A 15,546-nucleotide genomic window follows, 5' to 3' on the forward strand; every position below is an offset into this window, starting at 1 on the left:
GCCAAGGAATGCCGTGTTGAATTAAAACCCTGATTTCACCTTGGTGTTCTTGGTGTCTTGGTGGTTATTCAGAGTTCTCAATTCCGATCCGGTTCCGGGGGCGATCAGTCCTTGTCGGGCGACGGATCGGTTTCGACCTGTTCGATGTAGGCGAGTGTGCGGTCCAGTTCACGCTTGAGGTGTCGCACGCGGAGCAAGCTCTTGACGCGCGTGATCAGCTCCAGCTTGTTGACGGGCTTCGTGAGAAAATCGTCCGTGCCGCTCTCGACGCCGCGCTCGATGTCGCCCAGCTCGTTGAGGGCCGTCACCATGATGATCGGAATCGCGCGCGTGCTCGGGTCGGTCTTGAGCTTCTGGCACACCTCAAATCCGCTCATCCGCGGCATCATCACGTCCAGCAGAATCAGATCGGGCTTGCTCTGCTCGATCATCGCAAGCGCCTCGATCCCGTCGTGCGCCGTGGCGATCTTGCAGGGCAACACCTCTAAATACGCCTGAAGCAGCTCGCAGTTCTGCTGATTATCGTCCACGATCAAAATCGATGAATCCGAAAGGTCCGGCTCGATCGCATCAGAGGCGGCGGACGGCGCGGGACTGGGCGGCGGTGTCTGAGTCATGAGTATCTTCCAACGTAGGCAGGCCGGTCAAAATTCGACTTCCAAAGTATAAGCGGCGGGGCTCGCATTGAAAAATCCACAGCAGTCGACCGACTCGCCCCCACAGCGACGCGTGTTCTACCGTCGAATTGATGCGATAATATCTAAGGATGCGTGTGAGAAGGCAATTGATCGACGAGCCGCGACCGTCAGGGAGCGGTCGAAACTTGCGCCTATGAGCGGCGCCGTGACCGCTCCCTGACGGTCGCGGCTCGTTAAATTCCGCCTTCTCACACACGTTCCAACACCCCTCCGCGAGCGTCCCATGCCCGGTCCGCCCCTCAGTCCGCAGACACAGCGCCGACTCGACCGCGTGTTCGACGAGGCGCTGCGCCCCCTCGCCGCTCAATTGCTCGTCGATGCGTGCGGCCACAATCTGCCGTTCTGCGAGAAGTCGGACATGTTCGCATTGGAGCGCATCCGCTTCGCCGCTCTGAAATTCTCCGAAGGCCGCCTCGACAAGCTGCGTGAAGCGGTCCACATCGCCCAAACCGACTGGCGCGACGTCCTCGTCGCCGCGGGTTTCGCGAACGACCTCACCACCCATCAGGACTGGCTCGCCGACGAATCAACGTCATGCGATTGACCCGCCGTAATCTGATTGTTGTCACGTCGTCTCCCGTTATGCACCTATAATGAAACCGATGGATTACGACACCGACAAAATTGACGAAGCGGTGCTGGCTCTCTTGTACCTGACGCTTCATGAGGTGGATGAGCACGGGGGCCGGGCATGGAAGGGACTCGACTGGGACGCGCTGGATCGGCTTCATCAAAAGGGGCTCATCAGCGATCCGCGCTCCAAGGCCAAGTCCGTCATTCTGACCCCCGAGTCGATCGCCAAGTCGCAGGACGCCTTCCGCCGACTCTTCGGCAAAGTCAAGTAGGTTGAGTACCGCACACCGTGTTCGTCAGAAGGATCCCCAAAAACGGTGGACGGTGCATATCCCACGTGATTATCGCGATCGATAATGACCAGATACGTAAGTCCCATCGCTTCGCACATAGCCGCGGACATATATTGGCCCACCCGTCGAATGTCCACTGGAAGTATTACGATGACCGACAGCACCCGTATATGGATTAATGTTGCCCTCTGAACTCCAGTTGTTCCAGAAGCTGTCATCGGAGTCTGTTTTCATATGGCCTTGAACATATGTGCCATCACGACGAACATATCCACTGACATAGTGTTCGCCCACAGGTGGACGATAGTAGTAATCGTAATAGCGGTTGGACGAATACTGTACGCCGGAGTTTGGTCTACTTGTAGCTACCGAAGGTGATCGGTCATCGAAGTCGGAACCGAAAAGTTGACTTTGATCGGCGGGACCAATAAAACGGGATGGGGTCTGGAAATTGGCTACTTGTGGGGCTATCGGTTCCGTCGAATCGCCATGCCGCATTGAGGTAGCAGCAGTGTTAGACGGGAAGGAATTCGATTCATTTTCGGAGTGTTCGGCCTCTCGTAATGTATCGAGATAGGATTGATTTATTTCTCTCGATTCTCCGCTTGTGAATGTATGCGCGCCTAATAGCCCGATAGTTGCGTTCGAATCATCAATTGTGGGTACTTGAGGAACGGTCGAAAATGCCGATATGGATACAACGACGACTGCCAATACCCCCAAGGCGGCTGTGCATGCGCCAACCGCCTCGAATAACGACTGATACCGCAATCCAGAGCCACTCCGAGCAACATTCTCCTCGATCAATCGCACGCCATTGCCACTGAAACGGATATCTGCTCCACAAGCACCGCACCGCATCTGGCGAGGGCGCTGATTTTGAGGTGGCTGAAATACTCTATTGCAACTTGGACATTTGAGAGCAGACATGAGACCCCCAGCTTCATAATTCTACCATCATTTTAAGGTTACATGTTGACTGTGGTCAAGCGACGTAGGGCGGGTCATCGACCCGCGCCGATCTTGTGGCGGATCGCAAGAAAACGACGCGGGTCGATGACCTGCTCTACTCGAGCCAGTTGCCGGTGGGGACGGATGCGGGTTGCGGGTATTCGTTGCCGCAGCACCAGTCGATGGAGTAAATCCCGTCGGCGACATAGCGATGAAAGCTCGACCAGAACCAGTCCTTGGGACATGCGACCAGACCGTGCTTGACGGGGTTGTAGTGGATGTACTCGACATGCGCTCGCAGGTCGTCTTCGTCGCGGATGGTGTGTTCGTAGAAACGGGGTTGCCAGACACCGCGATAGTGATGACGCTGCTGGCCCGGTGATACCGATCGCTCGGCGCCGCCGGATCGGAGCCAGTGATGAGTGAATGCGCCTTTGATGTGACGCCAACGTGTCGAATAATCCGCGTCACCATCGGGCAAGGTCCAGAGCGTATGCAGATGATCCGGGAGCAGCACGAACGCCAAAACATCGAACGGCCGCGTTTGACGCGCCTCCGTGATGCAGCGACGCAGCATCACGCGAGCGGTATCGGTGGTGAGTATGGGCTGACGCTGAGCAGTGACGAGAGTGAAAAAGTATGTTCCGCCTTGCAGACGCTTGCGACGGTAGAAGGGCATGGATCGCATCATCGGATGGCGCAAGACGCGGGTCAATGACCCGCCCTACGTCAAGACAGGCGGCGATCCATGTAGGGCGGGTCATTGACCCGCGCCGAGCTTGGGGCGCATCACAAAAAAAGACGCGGGTCGATGACCCGCCCTGCGAAACTCAATGCATATGATGTGGTCGACACATTCGCCGAGGGCTCTTTTTGTGTCACGACTGGCGCAGATCAATTTCGCGATTGTCGCGGCTGTGGTGGGATTCGCGGCTTGGAGCCTCACGTGGGGCATCCTGACGCCGGGGGATCAGTTCGGCAATGGGAGCAGGCTTCTCATCCCGTCGATGTTGGCCGCGATCGGAGTGGGGATCGGAAGCGGATGGCAAATCAACGCACGGTGGTTCCGCGTCGTGCTGCTGATCGCATTGATGGGCGTGCTGGTTTTCTTTTTGTGTGTGCGGGACGATTGGTGGGTCACACCGCCGCCCATGCCTTAGCGACAGGGCGGGTCATTGCCCCGTGCCGAGCATGGGGTGCATCACAAAAAAAGACGCGGGTCGATGACCCGCCCTACAAAAATTGCGCAATTGGGGCGGGGTGGTGCGTGTCAGGAATGTGGAGGCATGAACCTCTCACCACAGGAGCTTTGACATGCGCGTGAATTACATGAACGGGATGGTCATGATGGCGCTGGCGATGGGGGCGATCTTCGTATTTGCCGGGGTGTTACGCGCGGATGAGACGAAGCAGGCGATTGTGTTCAGTGGGGGGCACGAAATTGGGGATCACGATTACGGGCGGCCGGTGGCGCTGATTGCGGCGGGGCTGGGGGTGGAGACGGATGTGTTTCGGGAGGCGTTCAGTGGTGTGACGCCGGCGCGGGGGCGGGGGCCGACGGAGGCGGAGGCGAGGAAGAACAAGGAGGCGATGATGAAGGTCCTGCGGCCGCACGGCGTGACGAACGAGCGGCTGGACGAGGTGGCGAATTACTATCGGTTTCGCCCGGACAGCGGGAGGATCTGGCCGACGCGCGAGGCGAAGGGGTATGCGATCGTCGAGGACGCAAAGGTGAAGCGGATCGTCATGACGGACCTGGGCTCGGGCTACTGCAATGCTCCGACGGCGACGATCAAGGGCGCCAGCGGCACGCTGCTTCGCGTCACGCTGCACTACGACAAGAATCTCGAGCAGAACGGCTCGATCGCATCGGTCGAGATGGTCACGAGCGAAGACGCCAAGTAATTCAATCGAGCGGCGGGCGGGTCAGGAGAAACGCCTGATCGGACGGATGGTGGAAATCGCCGGCGCAGGCGTCAACAATCCCATTCCGCCCGAGGACGCCCGCATGCCCCGCCTGCTTTACGAACAGCATTGTCACACCCCCCTCTGCCGCCACGCCGCCGGCGAGCCGGAGGAGTACGCTATGTTCGCCTACAAGCGCGGCCTCGCCGGGATCGTCTTCACCTGTCACAACCCCATGCCCGATTCGTACGGTCACGCCGGACGCATGCGCGCTGACGAAGTCGATGAATACGTCCGCATCGTCAAGCGCGCGACCGACGCATTCGCCGGCAAGCTCGATGTGCGGCTGGGCATGGAATGCGACTATTTCCCGGGATATCTCGAATATGTGCGCCACACGCTCGCGCCATTGAATCTCAATCACGTCCTCGGCTCCGTGCATCCGTTCCTGCACGTGTGGGTGCACCGCTTCGGCATGGGCACGCCGATGCAGACGCAGATCAACTACTTCGACCAGATCGCCGAGGCCGCCGAGACCGAGCTGTTCGATACGATCGCCCACCCCGATCTCGTCAAGAACATGACCGCCAGCGACTGGGACTTTCATCTGATTCAGCCCCACATCGAACGCGCCCTCGACCGCATCGCGAGCACCGGCTGCGCGATGGAGCTCAACACGTCCGGGCTCAACAAGACGATTCCCGAGATGAATCCGTCCGTCGCAATGCTCAAGCTGATGCGCGCCCGCAAGATTCCGGTGGTCATCGGAGCGGATGCCCATGTGCCCGAGCGCGTCGCGGCGAATTTCGTCGATGCGTGCGACCGCCTCACCGAAGCCGGCTACACGCACATCAATCATTTCATCGACCGCAAGCGGCATGAACTGCCGATTGACGCCGTGCGGGCGAGTCTGACGCCGGCGCAGCGCGTCGATGCGTGACGCCAACTATCTGTCTTCGGCGTCGCGCACCCAGTCACCGATCAGCCAGAACATATATCCGACGCCGATGCAGATACCCACCATCGGCCACGGCACGCGACCCGCCGCCGCCGCGGACCACGAATACGCCACCAACAGCACCGCCGGCACCAGCGGCGTCAATCGCGCCCACTGCGCCCGCGCGTAACCGCTCATGAACGCGAGCCCCATCACCATTCCAATTGGCAGGTCGGCTGAAGGACGGGTCAGTATGTACGCGAGCGCAAACCACCCGTAAACCATATACACCCCCGTGCAACCGCTTCGCGTCGATGCCTCAAGCCGCTTGCGGCTTCACATCAATCCCGCCTTCGCGTCGAGGCCGAACATCAGATTCATGTTCTGCACCGCCTGACCGCTCGCGCCTTTGATCATATTGTCGATCGCCGAGAAAACCACGACTTTCCCGGCGGCGAAGCGCACCGTCAGATCGCAGAAGTTCGTGTCGCGGACGTTCTTCACATTCGGCATGTCGCGCACCACGCGCACGAATCCCCCCTTCCCGTACGCATCGTCGAACGCCTCGAACAACTCCGCTTCGCTTACGTCCTCGTCCTGCGGGTCCATGTAGATCGTCTCGAGTATCCCCCGATCGATCGGCAACAGATGCGGGACGAACAGCGTCGTGACCGGCCTGGCCTTGATCGTCGAAAGCGTCTGCTCGATCTCCGGCTGATGGCGATGATTGCCGCAACCATACGCCGCGTACGACTCGTTGACTTCCGGGAAGTGCAGGTTCGGCTTGGGCGACTTGCCCGCCCCGGTGACGCCGCTCGCCGCATTGATGATGATCCCGTCCGTCTTGACCATGCTGCGCTGGATCAGCGGCGCGATCGCCAGCACCGCCGCCGTCGGATAGCAACCCGGGTTCGCCACCAGATCGGCATTGCGAATGTCGTCCGCGAAATACTCCGGCAACCCGTACACCGCATCCGCCAGATTCGCCTTGTCATCGTGCGGCGTCTGATACACCATTTCATACAACGCCGGATCATGCAGCCGATAGTCCGCCGACAAATCAATCACGCGCAGCCCCGCTTCGAGCAGCGCCGGCACATACGCCATCGCCGCCTTGTGCGGCAGCCCCAAAAACGCCACATCCGCCTCGCCCGCGATCGCCTTCGCATCGACCGGCCGACACACCATCTCGCACCGCCCCCGCAACATCGGGAACTCGTCGGCAATGTTCGGCAGCTCATCGCGATGACTCGCCAGATACGTGATCTTCGCCCCCGGATGGCGCAACAGCAGATGGATCAGCCAGTAACCCGTATACCCCGTAGGCCCGATGATGGCGACGCGAATGCTCATGGTTACGATTGTACGCCCCCCACCCCAAAAATCACCCCCATCCCCCCGCATTAGCGGGTGCCGCGCCGCGGCCCGCCATCCCCGTTTAGCGACGCCGCTCGCGGCGTGCGCCCCTTCCGACCCCCCGCCCTTGAGGGCGGGGCTGGGGGCGGGTGAAGCGCATCCGTCGTGACGCATCCGCATCGATGCGGACGCATCATGAACTAACGCAATCCACCCCCACCCAACCCTCCCCCTCAACGGGGGAGGGCTTCCAATCCCCCAACCCCCCTCCCCAAATTTCCCAACTTCATGTTGACACCCGCCCCCCGCGCGAGGTGTACCCTACGGAGACCCCCGGAACCCGACATGGACCCACGTCAGGCCCAATTCACCCAGCTTCTCCTCGCCGTCCAGCCCCGGCTCAAGGTTTACATCCGCGCCATGGTCGGCGACGCCGTCGCCGCCGACGACATCCTCCAGCAGACCAATCTCGTCCTCATCAAAAAATCCGAGCAGTTCACGCTCGGCTCCGACTTCGCCGCGTGGGCCCTGAAGATCGCGCACTACGAAGTGCTCAAGCAGCGTCAGACCTTCGCCCGCAGTCGGCTCATTTTTGATGAAGCCCTCGCCGAAGAAATGGCTCACGCCGCCGCCGAGGAAACGCTTGATCTGCCCGAGCAGAAGGCCGCGCTGGCGTCGTGCCTCGGCCGCCTCTCCGCCGCGCATCGCGGTCTGATTCAGCGTCGCTATTCGACCGCCTCGTCGATCGACGACCTCGCAGCCGCCCTCGGCCGCCCCGCCGGCTCCGTCCGACAGACGCTCTTCCGCATCCGCCAAACCCTCGCCGACTGCATCCGTGCCCGGATGTCCGGGGGTGAAGCATGAGCCCCACGATCGACGAACTTCTCGCCGCCCTGCTCGAAGGCGAACTGACCGCCGAGTCCCAAGCCGCCCTGTCGCAACATCTGCGCGGCGACGCCGACCTGCGCCGCCGGGCTGTGCGACTCCTGCTCACCGACACGCTGCTCGCCGACACCTATCCGTACCAGACGCTTCGCGGCGAAGCGCCGCTCCCTTCGGCCAAGCTCAGGGCAGGCAGCGTCGGCGTGAGCGCACAGCGGACATCTCCCCCCCACGCCGACGCTGAGCCCGTCCGCGGGCGAAGCGTCTGGTACGAAAAAAGGTTCAGGGGTCTGAGTACTGGGTTCAGCATCAAGACAGGCGCCGCGCTCGCCGCGCTACTGGCGCTCGCCGCCACGCTCCTGTATGTCTTTGTGCCTTTCACTCCCCACTCCGCACTCCCAACTCCGCACTCCGCCGCCCCGGCCTCATACGCCATGCTCAGCGACATGTCCCCCGACGCGATCTTCGCCGATGGCGAGCGTTCCCTCGGCGAAGGCCTCACCGCCCCGATCAAACTCACCTCCGGCCGCGCCCAACTCATGTTCAAATCCACCGCCGTCGTCGACCTGACCGGCCCGTGTGAATTTGAAATGACCGGACCCAACCGGGGCATGCTCACGTCCGGCAAACTCGAAGCGTACTGCCGCCCCGAAGCGCATGGGTTCACCGTCGATCTGCCCGGCGGGGCGAAAGTGGTGGACTTGGGCACACGATTCACGGTCGTTGCGAACGCCTCCGGACGCGACTATGTGCTTGTTCGTGAAGGTCGGGTTCAAATCTCCGGCCGGGAGGTTCAGTCGCCGACGCATCTGCTCGTCACCGGGCAGATCATGGTCTGCGAGGCGGACGGCTCGTTGCGGCAGGCGGACATCTCCGCGGATCAAGAACTGGTGGTCGACGGCGGCTTTGAATCCGCGGCGGACCAGAACGCCTGGTCCATTCGCGGCAACGCCTCCGTGATCGAAGCCGGCGTGTCGCCCGGCCTCGTCATGGAAGGCCGAAACGCATTATGCCTCAACGCCAACAACCAGCTCCCCAATGCGACGATCGAGCAAGTCCTTCACACGATACCGGCCGTGACGTATCGCCTGAGCTTTTCGATCGCCAAATATCGAGGCGCCGCGGGCACGGCTCGCGTGCTTGCGGAATTGAGGGATATCAACGCCGACCGTACGATCGCCTCCAAAAGCGCGGCGACAAACCGAAGCGTGAATGCGGAAGGACGACAGCCGTGGGCTTTCCATACGGTCATGGTTGAATTCACCGCGACGAGTGATCGAACCCTGCTGCGGTTCAAGGATCAAAGCGATATCGCGGGCGTCAATTATGACGCCGCGATCGATCAGGTCAGCGTTCGGCCTCTGCCGCCGGATTCACCGGGAGAACGATAGCCATCCCCAATCGTCGGCCTACAGGAAAAACCATTGTGAATCGATTCCATCCCAAACCATCAATCGCCCGCACGATCACAAGGAGAAACCGAATCATGAATCTGAGAAAATGCACAAACGCGTTCGCGGCATGGGCTGCGATGCTGAGTCTCGGCGGCGCGCTGCCGGCCGGCGCCTCGGCGGCGCAGCTACTGACCAACGGCAGCTTTGAAACCGGCACGCTCTCCGGATGGACGCACACCGGCGGCGCGGGCGACTTCATCCCCACCACGGCGGCGGCCATGGACAATCGCACGCCCACCGACGGCACCCGCGCCCTGGTCTGGAACGGCGGCGGCAATACGCCCAACGGCGTCCTGTCGCAGTCCTTCAACACCGTCGCCGGCGGTTCGTACACGCTGTCTTTCAATTATCAGAAAATCTTCGACGGCAACACCGGCACCTTCAGACTGCAATACAAGATCATTGACGATGTCACCGCCGCCACGGTCCTGTCGCCGGCGAACGCCGCCGACAACACGAACAACAGCACCCCCAACGGCGGCTGGCTGACCGTCTCCACCACCTTCACCGGCACCGGCAACAGCGTCAAACTCACGCTCACCGACATGAGCGATATCGGCGGCTCGGGCTATGACGGGCTGCTGGACAACGTCTCCGTGACCGGGTCCAGCACGCTGCTCGTCGCGTCGCCCGTCTCCGGCAACACCATCGACTTCGGCACGCTCAATCCCTCGCAGATGCTCACCCAGTTCAACGCTGTGAGTCTCTCCAACAACGGCGATCCCACGACGACCATCAACGTCACCGGCATCAGTTTCGGCGGGGCGAACGCGGGCCTGTTCTCCTCACCCGATTACGCCAACACGACCCTTACCGCCGGCGGGGCGTCCAACGTCCAGTATGACCTGAAATTTCTCGGCGCCAGTCCCGGCGACTACAACGCCACCGTCACGTTCAACACCAGCGCCGGTGACGTCAACTACAACCTGCATGTGGTGGTCATTCCCGCGCCATCGCCGCTGACAGCGGGTCTGGGCCTGCTCGCGCTGGCGGGACTTCGCCGCCGCATGCGCCATCTTGCATGAAGCACAAGGCGTTCAGTCTGATTGAATTGCTTGTCGCGGTGAGCATCATCACGCTGCTGATCGCGATCCTGCTCCCGTCGCTGCACCGGGCGAAGGAAATGGCGCGGCGTGCGGCCTGTGCGGCCCATCTGCACGGTCTCCAACTGGCGACGGTGAACTACGCATCGTCCAATGAGTTGTTCTATCCCAAGTCGTATCGCAACTGGAAATCAAAAGTGCCGCGGCCTCATTTTTTCAATGATGCCCACCCCGGCGATGTGTCGTACTTTGACGAAGACGCCGCGCAGCCGCAGATCTTCGGTACGCCCTGGGAGGTGTTGACGGAGTTTGGCGTGAACGACGCATCCGTCATCTGCCCCAGCGCCGGTCGCAAACCGCTGGCGCAGCATACCTATTTGCCGGCGGATTGGGGGCGTTTCGTGCAGATGGACTACGCGTATCTGGTGGGCGTATTTGAGACGCCTTACGTGTCGTCGACGCTTTTCAACGCGAACCGTCGCCCGCCTGCCATGTGGCGGATGACCCAACAGAAGTCGCCCGCACAGGCCGTGGTCGCCTGCGATCTGGTCTATTGGGGCGGCGGGCCGGCCTTCCCATGGGGCGATCAGTACATGATCAATCACGTCGGGAATCCGGCTGACAAGCTTCCTTCATGGCAATACGTTGTCTGCGCCGATGGGCATGTCGATGGTGAGAATACCTACACCCAGCCGCTTGAAAACAATCTCGCCGGCGGCAACAACTACTGCCTCCGGCAGGCGTCCGACGGTGCGTTTTTCTATTGGCAAGGCACGCCCTGAAGCCGGGACAATGGCAGCACGGCGCACGAAGGAGAGCTGCTGAGCGTCCGTGGGGAACCGCCGCTTGACAGGCCCTTTTCGTGCCGTCTCCGGCTTCTCAAGAGCGTATCCGTTGAGTGCAAGGCGCGCTCTGAAGGGCGGAGGTTTGAGTGTTCAACGCGCACGGTTTGGGCGAAGCGCTCAAGCCATGGCGCCCACCCGCCTGCGCATCATGCTGGATCGCTGAGGTCGCGACGCGGTCATCTCATCCGCTTCGCGCACAGTTGATGCGCAATTCGCGCACCGGCTGGTCGCATTCGCCACAGCCGTGCGCATGCGTTTATGTAAGTCCTTATTCGATCGCGCATGGGCGCGACGGGGCCTCCGCGCCCGTGCGCACGGGCGCGCCTGTGCGCGCGGTTTGCAGAGAAAAGCGTGGGGAAACGACGATTCTGATGAGGAAATGGAGCGACGCATCGGTCGCGCGCCCCGCCGCTCGATTGCCGCGCCGGTGCGATTGGGCAAGGCGCCCCGCTTCCCGAGCCCCGCGTGAAATTCTTGACTTACCAGGAACAGGGGGCATAATGAAGGCATGAACGGTCGATTTGACTGGTTTGCGTTTTACTTTTCCCGCGGACAAACCGCATAGGGTGTGACGCAGACCGGATGAACCGGATTTCTGAAACGAACTGTCAGCCCCGATGCGGAACGCCGCAGGCGGGGCTTTTTGTTGGCACAAGGAGCCCGTCATGATCATCGTGATGCAATCGGACGCAACGAAGCAGCAGATCGAGCAGGTCGTGGGCCTGATCCGCGAAATGGGACTCAAAGAGCATGTCATCACCGGCACGGAACTGACGGTCGTCGCGGTCATCGGGGAGGACCGCAAGAAGGATCCGTCGCAGTTCGAGACGCTGCCGGGCGTGGCGAAGGCGATGAAAGTCTTGGCGCCGTACAAGATGGCGTCGAAGGAGCATCACCCCGAACGGACGCAGGTCACGATCGGCAAGGATTGCGTCGTCGGCGGGAAGGCCGTCGCCGTGATCGCCGGGCCGTGCAGCGTCGAAAGCGAGGAACAGATTGTCCGCACCGCCCGGATCGTCAAGGAAGCCGGGGCGACGGCGCTGCGCGGCGGGGCGTTCAAACCACGCACGAATCCCTACAGTTTCCAGGGTCACGGCGAAGACGGTCTGAAGATGCTTGCCGTCGCGCGGGAGGCGACGGGGTTGCCGATCGTCACGGAGGTCATGACGCCGGCGGATGTGGATCTGGTGGCGAGCTATGCGGATTGTTTGCAGGTGGGGACGCGCAATGCGCAGAACTACAAGCTGCTGGAGGCGGTCGGTTCGCAGCCCAAGCCGGTGCTGTACAAGCGCGGGATGGCGATGACGATCGACGAATATCTGCAGGCCACCGACTACATCCTCGCGGCGGGGAACCCCAATGTCATCCTCTGCGAGCGCGGCATCCGGACGTTCGAGAAGTTCTGCCGCAACACCTACTCGCTCGCCGCCATCGTCGAGCTTCACCATCGCACGCATCTGCCGGTCGTCGGCGATCCGTCACACGGCACGGGGCATACCCATCTCGTCCCCGCCATGAGCAAATCCACCGTCGCCTGCGGGGCGGACGGGCTGGCGGTCGAAGTGCATCACGATCCGCCTCATGCATGGTCCGACGGCGCGCAATCGCTCAACCCGCAGCAGTTCGCCGAGCTGATGCCGCAGCTTGCCCGTATCGCCGAAGCGATCGACCGCGAATTGCCGCTGCCGCAGCCCGTGAGGTAGCGATCGTGTTTCCCACACGCCGACGCTGCGCCGCGCTTCACGGCGAAGCGTCTGGCACCGCTCACGGAATGAACAGAGCCGCCGCGACGATGAGCCAGATCGTCACGCCGACGACGAGTTTGGCGATCGTGCCGTAAAGTCGGCCGACGGCCGCGCCCTTGCCCGTGCGGAGGGACACGCCGAGTTTCTGCCCCCCCGCCAGCTCAAACCCGATCGCGCCGACGCCCGCGCCAATGCAGGCGCCGAGGATCGAGCCGACGACGGGAATGGGGATGACGAACGTGCCGGCGATCCCGCCGACAAGGGCGCCGAGAATTGCGCCGATCGCGCCCCAGCGCGAGCCCCCCGCCTTGCGGGCGCCCGAAGCGCCGAGCGTCGTTTCAAGGATTTCACCGACTAATGCCAGCAAACCGATCGCCGCCAGCGGGATCGCCGTGATCGCATGCACATCCCACATCGCCCATGCGAACACCCCCGTCGCCAGCACCATCAGCCAGTTGCCCGGCAGCCCCAGCACCACCAGCAGCAGACTCATCGCGTTGAACGAAAGCAGAATGATCGCGTAGACGATGTACATGCGTCACAGTTTAGCGCGACATGGCATACCAGGGTCGCGTAGCGACCCGGCTATCGCGCATCGTGCGATTTACTCGACGACAGCGGCGGTTTTCTCGGGGGCGTTCCACTGAATGGTGATATTCCAATCGAGCGCCGCGAAGAATTGGCAGAGGATTGTCTGGGCATGATCGCTCGCCTGGGCGATCAGTTCGGGGCGGTTGGCCGCCTCGCCGAGGACGCGCTGTGCTTCGATCATCGCGCGGTTGGTCAGCACCGACTCCCCCGCTTCGCCCGGCAGGAATTTCCACATCCCGCTGCGCGTCATCTCCAGCACGCGCGTTTTATCGTGATCGAGGCGGGGGCGCGACACATGCGGCGTCGGCAGCGACAATACCGCCGTCTGCTTCGCCCGGTCCACATCGACAAACTTCGCCTGCGACAGATCCGTGACGATCTGCACATCGCCCCGCACGCTCATGACCAGCTTGACGCTTCCGGTGAATCCTTCGATCTCGCTGACCTGCACATCGGAGATCGGCACTTCGAGCGTGACGAGCGAGGCGAGCTGGCGCACCTGCTCGATCGTCGGGGCGTTGACGGAGTGATGACGGATGACGGTGGCGGAGGCAAGCTGCGGGGGCTGAAGCTGGTGCACGACATATCCGCCGGCAAGGGCCGCGGCGACGATGGTCAGCACGATGGCGAGTCTTCCGATCATGGTTGCCCTTGCGGTTCGGGCGGGGGCGACGGCGGCTGAGCGCTTTGCGTGGCGTACCACACGTCGACCTTCACCAGAAGCCATACGATGAACATCACCACCAGGATCGTCACGATCCATTTGTACGGCTTTCTCATTCGTCTTTTATCGGAAAACCCGCGGAAATTGCTGCAAAAGGGACGGGTCAGCGGTCAGGTGTCAGCGGTCAGCCAGAGAAGCGCCTTCACTGACCGCTGATACCTGACCGCTGAAAGCTTCATATCAGCTCCGCCACGTCGGTCGCGTCGATCTTCGCCCGTGCCGTCGGGTGGCCCAGCAGGACGGGCCAGTCGATTTCGTCGGCGGGCAGGGCGCCGTGCGAACCTTTGATGAGCTGCGGCTGATCCGCCTCGATCTTTCGCGTGGCGGGATCGGCGAACATCTCGCAGGGGTCGTAACCGGGCTTGCGGTGAATGTCGACCATCCATGCATACGCCGGGGCCTTCGCCCAATCGCTCCACCACCGATACTCGAACCACGCATCGCCGTGCGCGAACACCACCAGGTCCCCCGCCCGCTCGCAGTCGAGCCCGACGTCGCCGCGCTGATCGCCGCGGTAAATGTGCGCCACTTCCGGCAGGCCGCCGAGCGTTTTCGCCGCCGCATCGATCGCCGCGGCGCTCTTGCAGTACACGTGCGCCACCTGATGATCGACCATCGCGAACGCCTCGCTCGCCGCATAATCGACTTCGCCGGCGGCGGTCGTCTTGAGCAGGTCCGCATGGGCGAGCGCGACGTTCGGAGCGGTGAAGCGGCTGACCTTCGTCATGCCGTATTCGCTGACGATGAGCACCTGCCCGCCGTCGGCATGGACCTTCTCGACGAGCGGCGTCAGCACGCCGAGCAGGGCCGCCAATGACTTGGCGCACCGCGGATCGTCGGGTCCGAGCCGCTGAAGGTCGTAGTCCATCTGCGGGATGTACACCCACTGCAAATCCGTCGGCTCCCATTCCCACACAAGCCGGGCCGCCGCCGCGATCCATTCGCTGCTTTTCATCCCCGCCATCGGACCCCAGTAATGGTGCAGCGGAAATTCGCCGAGCTGCTCGCGCAGCTTCGGATAAAGCTGGGCCGGGTCCGACCAGCACATGCTGATCGTTTTGCCGTCGGGCGTGTGCTGCGGTTTGGGCGTGACGACCACCTCCGCCGCCCCGCCCATCGACGACTGCACGAACAGCATCGCCACCCGCCGACCCGACTCCTCCCAGATGCGCGGGGCTGTCAGCAGTTTCGTCGACTGCTCCCAGAAACTCACATTGCAGCGGTAGTCGCTGAAATTCGACAGGTCCAGATGCGGCGTGATGTCCGGCAACCGGTACGCGGGCAGCCCGTTGGCGATCATGCCGTGGTCCGCCGGCGAAACGCCCGTGCCGTACGTCGCCTGCACCGTCATCGTCAGAGCCGGCAGCACCGGCCGAATCACCGACTGACCCCGATCGACCACCGCATCGAACCACGGCGGAGCCGACTCACCGGCCAATGCTTCGAGCAACCGCGACGACAAACCCGGGATGTCGATGAGGCAGGTACGCATGATGTGGTGAAGTGGTGAAATCGTGAAGTGGTGATGTATGAAGCGGCTTCACATCGC

General features: G+C 62.1%; 17 protein-coding genes. 10 read left to right on the top strand and 7 right to left on the bottom strand.

The annotated features are described in order from the left end of the window. Positions 1-104: 104 nt before the first annotated feature. Positions 105-617, bottom strand: a complete 513-nt coding sequence (locus GC162_03705; protein MBI1367739.1) for a response regulator — start codon at positions 615-617, stop codon at positions 105-107. Between the two features lie 304 nt (positions 618-921). Here GC162_03705 and GC162_03710 point away from each other — a divergent pair, with 304 nt between their 5' ends. Both GC162_03710 and GC162_03715 read left to right on the top strand, forming a co-directional pair. Further along, positions 922-1,242 carry a hypothetical protein gene (locus tag GC162_03710; GenBank protein ID MBI1367740.1) on the top strand — a complete coding sequence of 107 codons (321 nt, stop codon included), beginning with the start codon at positions 922-924 and terminating at the stop codon, positions 1,240-1,242. Positions 1,243-1,300: 58 nt separating this feature from the next. Further along, positions 1,301-1,543: a hypothetical protein gene (locus tag GC162_03715; GenBank protein MBI1367741.1), complete on the top strand. Its 243-nt coding sequence runs from the start codon at positions 1,301-1,303 to the stop codon at positions 1,541-1,543. 1,087 nt (positions 1,544-2,630) lie between these two features. Here GC162_03715 and GC162_03720 read toward each other — a convergent pair. Further along, on the bottom strand, positions 2,631-3,194 hold the full coding sequence (locus GC162_03720; GenBank protein ID MBI1367742.1) for a transposase: 564 nt from the start codon (positions 3,192-3,194) through the stop codon (positions 2,631-2,633). Positions 3,195-3,354: 160 nt separating this feature from the next. Here GC162_03720 and GC162_03725 point away from each other — a divergent pair, with 160 nt between their 5' ends. From GC162_03725 to GC162_03735, 3 genes are all read left to right on the top strand, one after another. Further along, on the top strand, positions 3,355-3,675 hold the full coding sequence (locus GC162_03725) for a hypothetical protein (GenBank protein MBI1367743.1): 321 nt from the start codon (positions 3,355-3,357) through the stop codon (positions 3,673-3,675). A gap of 154 nt (positions 3,676-3,829) precedes the next feature. Continuing rightward, the gene (locus tag GC162_03730; GenBank protein MBI1367744.1) at positions 3,830-4,420 is read left to right on the top strand and encodes a hypothetical protein; all 591 of its coding nucleotides are present in this window, start codon (positions 3,830-3,832) and stop codon (positions 4,418-4,420) included. 103 nt (positions 4,421-4,523) lie between these two features. Continuing rightward, complete coding sequence (locus tag GC162_03735; GenBank protein MBI1367745.1) at positions 4,524-5,360, top strand: histidinol-phosphatase HisJ family protein; 837 nt, start codon at positions 4,524-4,526, stop codon at positions 5,358-5,360. A gap of 6 nt (positions 5,361-5,366) precedes the next feature. Here GC162_03735 and GC162_03740 read toward each other — a convergent pair whose 3' ends face one another. After that, positions 5,367-5,555: a hypothetical protein gene (locus GC162_03740; protein ID MBI1367746.1), complete on the bottom strand. Its 189-nt coding sequence runs from the start codon at positions 5,553-5,555 to the stop codon at positions 5,367-5,369. Between the two features lie 138 nt (positions 5,556-5,693). Next, complete coding sequence (locus GC162_03745; protein ID MBI1367747.1) at positions 5,694-6,710, bottom strand: N-acetyl-gamma-glutamyl-phosphate reductase; 1,017 nt, start codon at positions 6,708-6,710, stop codon at positions 5,694-5,696. A 291-nt stretch (positions 6,711-7,001) separates the two neighbouring features. Between GC162_03745 and GC162_03750 the strand changes: the two genes are divergently transcribed. The 5 genes from GC162_03750 to aroF all read left to right on the top strand — a co-directional run bounded on the left by GC162_03750 (position 7,002) and on the right by aroF (position 12,640). Further along, complete coding sequence (locus GC162_03750) at positions 7,002-7,577, top strand: sigma-70 family RNA polymerase sigma factor (protein MBI1367748.1); 576 nt, start codon at positions 7,002-7,004, stop codon at positions 7,575-7,577. Next, complete coding sequence (locus GC162_03755; protein MBI1367749.1) at positions 7,574-8,986, top strand: DUF642 domain-containing protein; 1,413 nt, start codon at positions 7,574-7,576, stop codon at positions 8,984-8,986. The genes GC162_03750 and GC162_03755 overlap by 4 nt, the downstream gene beginning before the upstream one ends. Before the next feature lie 95 nt (positions 8,987-9,081). Beyond that, complete coding sequence (locus GC162_03760) at positions 9,082-10,074, top strand: hypothetical protein (GenBank protein MBI1367750.1); 993 nt, start codon at positions 9,082-9,084, stop codon at positions 10,072-10,074. Beyond that, the gene (locus tag GC162_03765; protein ID MBI1367751.1) at positions 10,071-10,874 is read left to right on the top strand and encodes a prepilin-type N-terminal cleavage/methylation domain-containing protein; all 804 of its coding nucleotides are present in this window, start codon (positions 10,071-10,073) and stop codon (positions 10,872-10,874) included. The genes GC162_03760 and GC162_03765 overlap by 4 nt, the downstream gene beginning before the upstream one ends. A 728-nt stretch (positions 10,875-11,602) precedes the next feature. Beyond that, the gene (gene aroF, locus GC162_03770; protein MBI1367752.1) at positions 11,603-12,640 is read left to right on the top strand and encodes a 3-deoxy-7-phosphoheptulonate synthase; all 1,038 of its coding nucleotides are present in this window, start codon (positions 11,603-11,605) and stop codon (positions 12,638-12,640) included. A 61-nt stretch (positions 12,641-12,701) separates the two neighbouring features. On the opposite strand, the gene GC162_03775 is transcribed toward aroF, so the two are convergent. The 3 genes from GC162_03775 to GC162_03785 all read right to left on the bottom strand — a co-directional run bounded on the left by GC162_03775 (position 12,702) and on the right by GC162_03785 (position 15,489). After that, positions 12,702-13,217 (bottom strand): DUF456 family protein, encoded by a 516-nt coding sequence (locus tag GC162_03775; GenBank protein ID MBI1367753.1) that lies wholly within the window; start codon positions 13,215-13,217, stop codon positions 12,702-12,704. 69 nt (positions 13,218-13,286) lie between these two features. Further along, positions 13,287-14,036, bottom strand: a complete 750-nt coding sequence (locus GC162_03780) for a DUF4230 domain-containing protein (protein MBI1367754.1) — start codon at positions 14,034-14,036, stop codon at positions 13,287-13,289. A 136-nt stretch (positions 14,037-14,172) separates the two neighbouring features. Then, positions 14,173-15,489, bottom strand: a complete 1,317-nt coding sequence (locus tag GC162_03785; GenBank protein MBI1367755.1) for an alkaline phosphatase family protein — start codon at positions 15,487-15,489, stop codon at positions 14,173-14,175. Positions 15,490-15,546 lie beyond the last annotated feature (57 nt).

This window comes from Planctomycetota bacterium, assembly GCA_016125255.1.
Classification (GTDB): Bacteria; Planctomycetota; Phycisphaerae; order Phycisphaerales; family Zrk34; genus RI-421.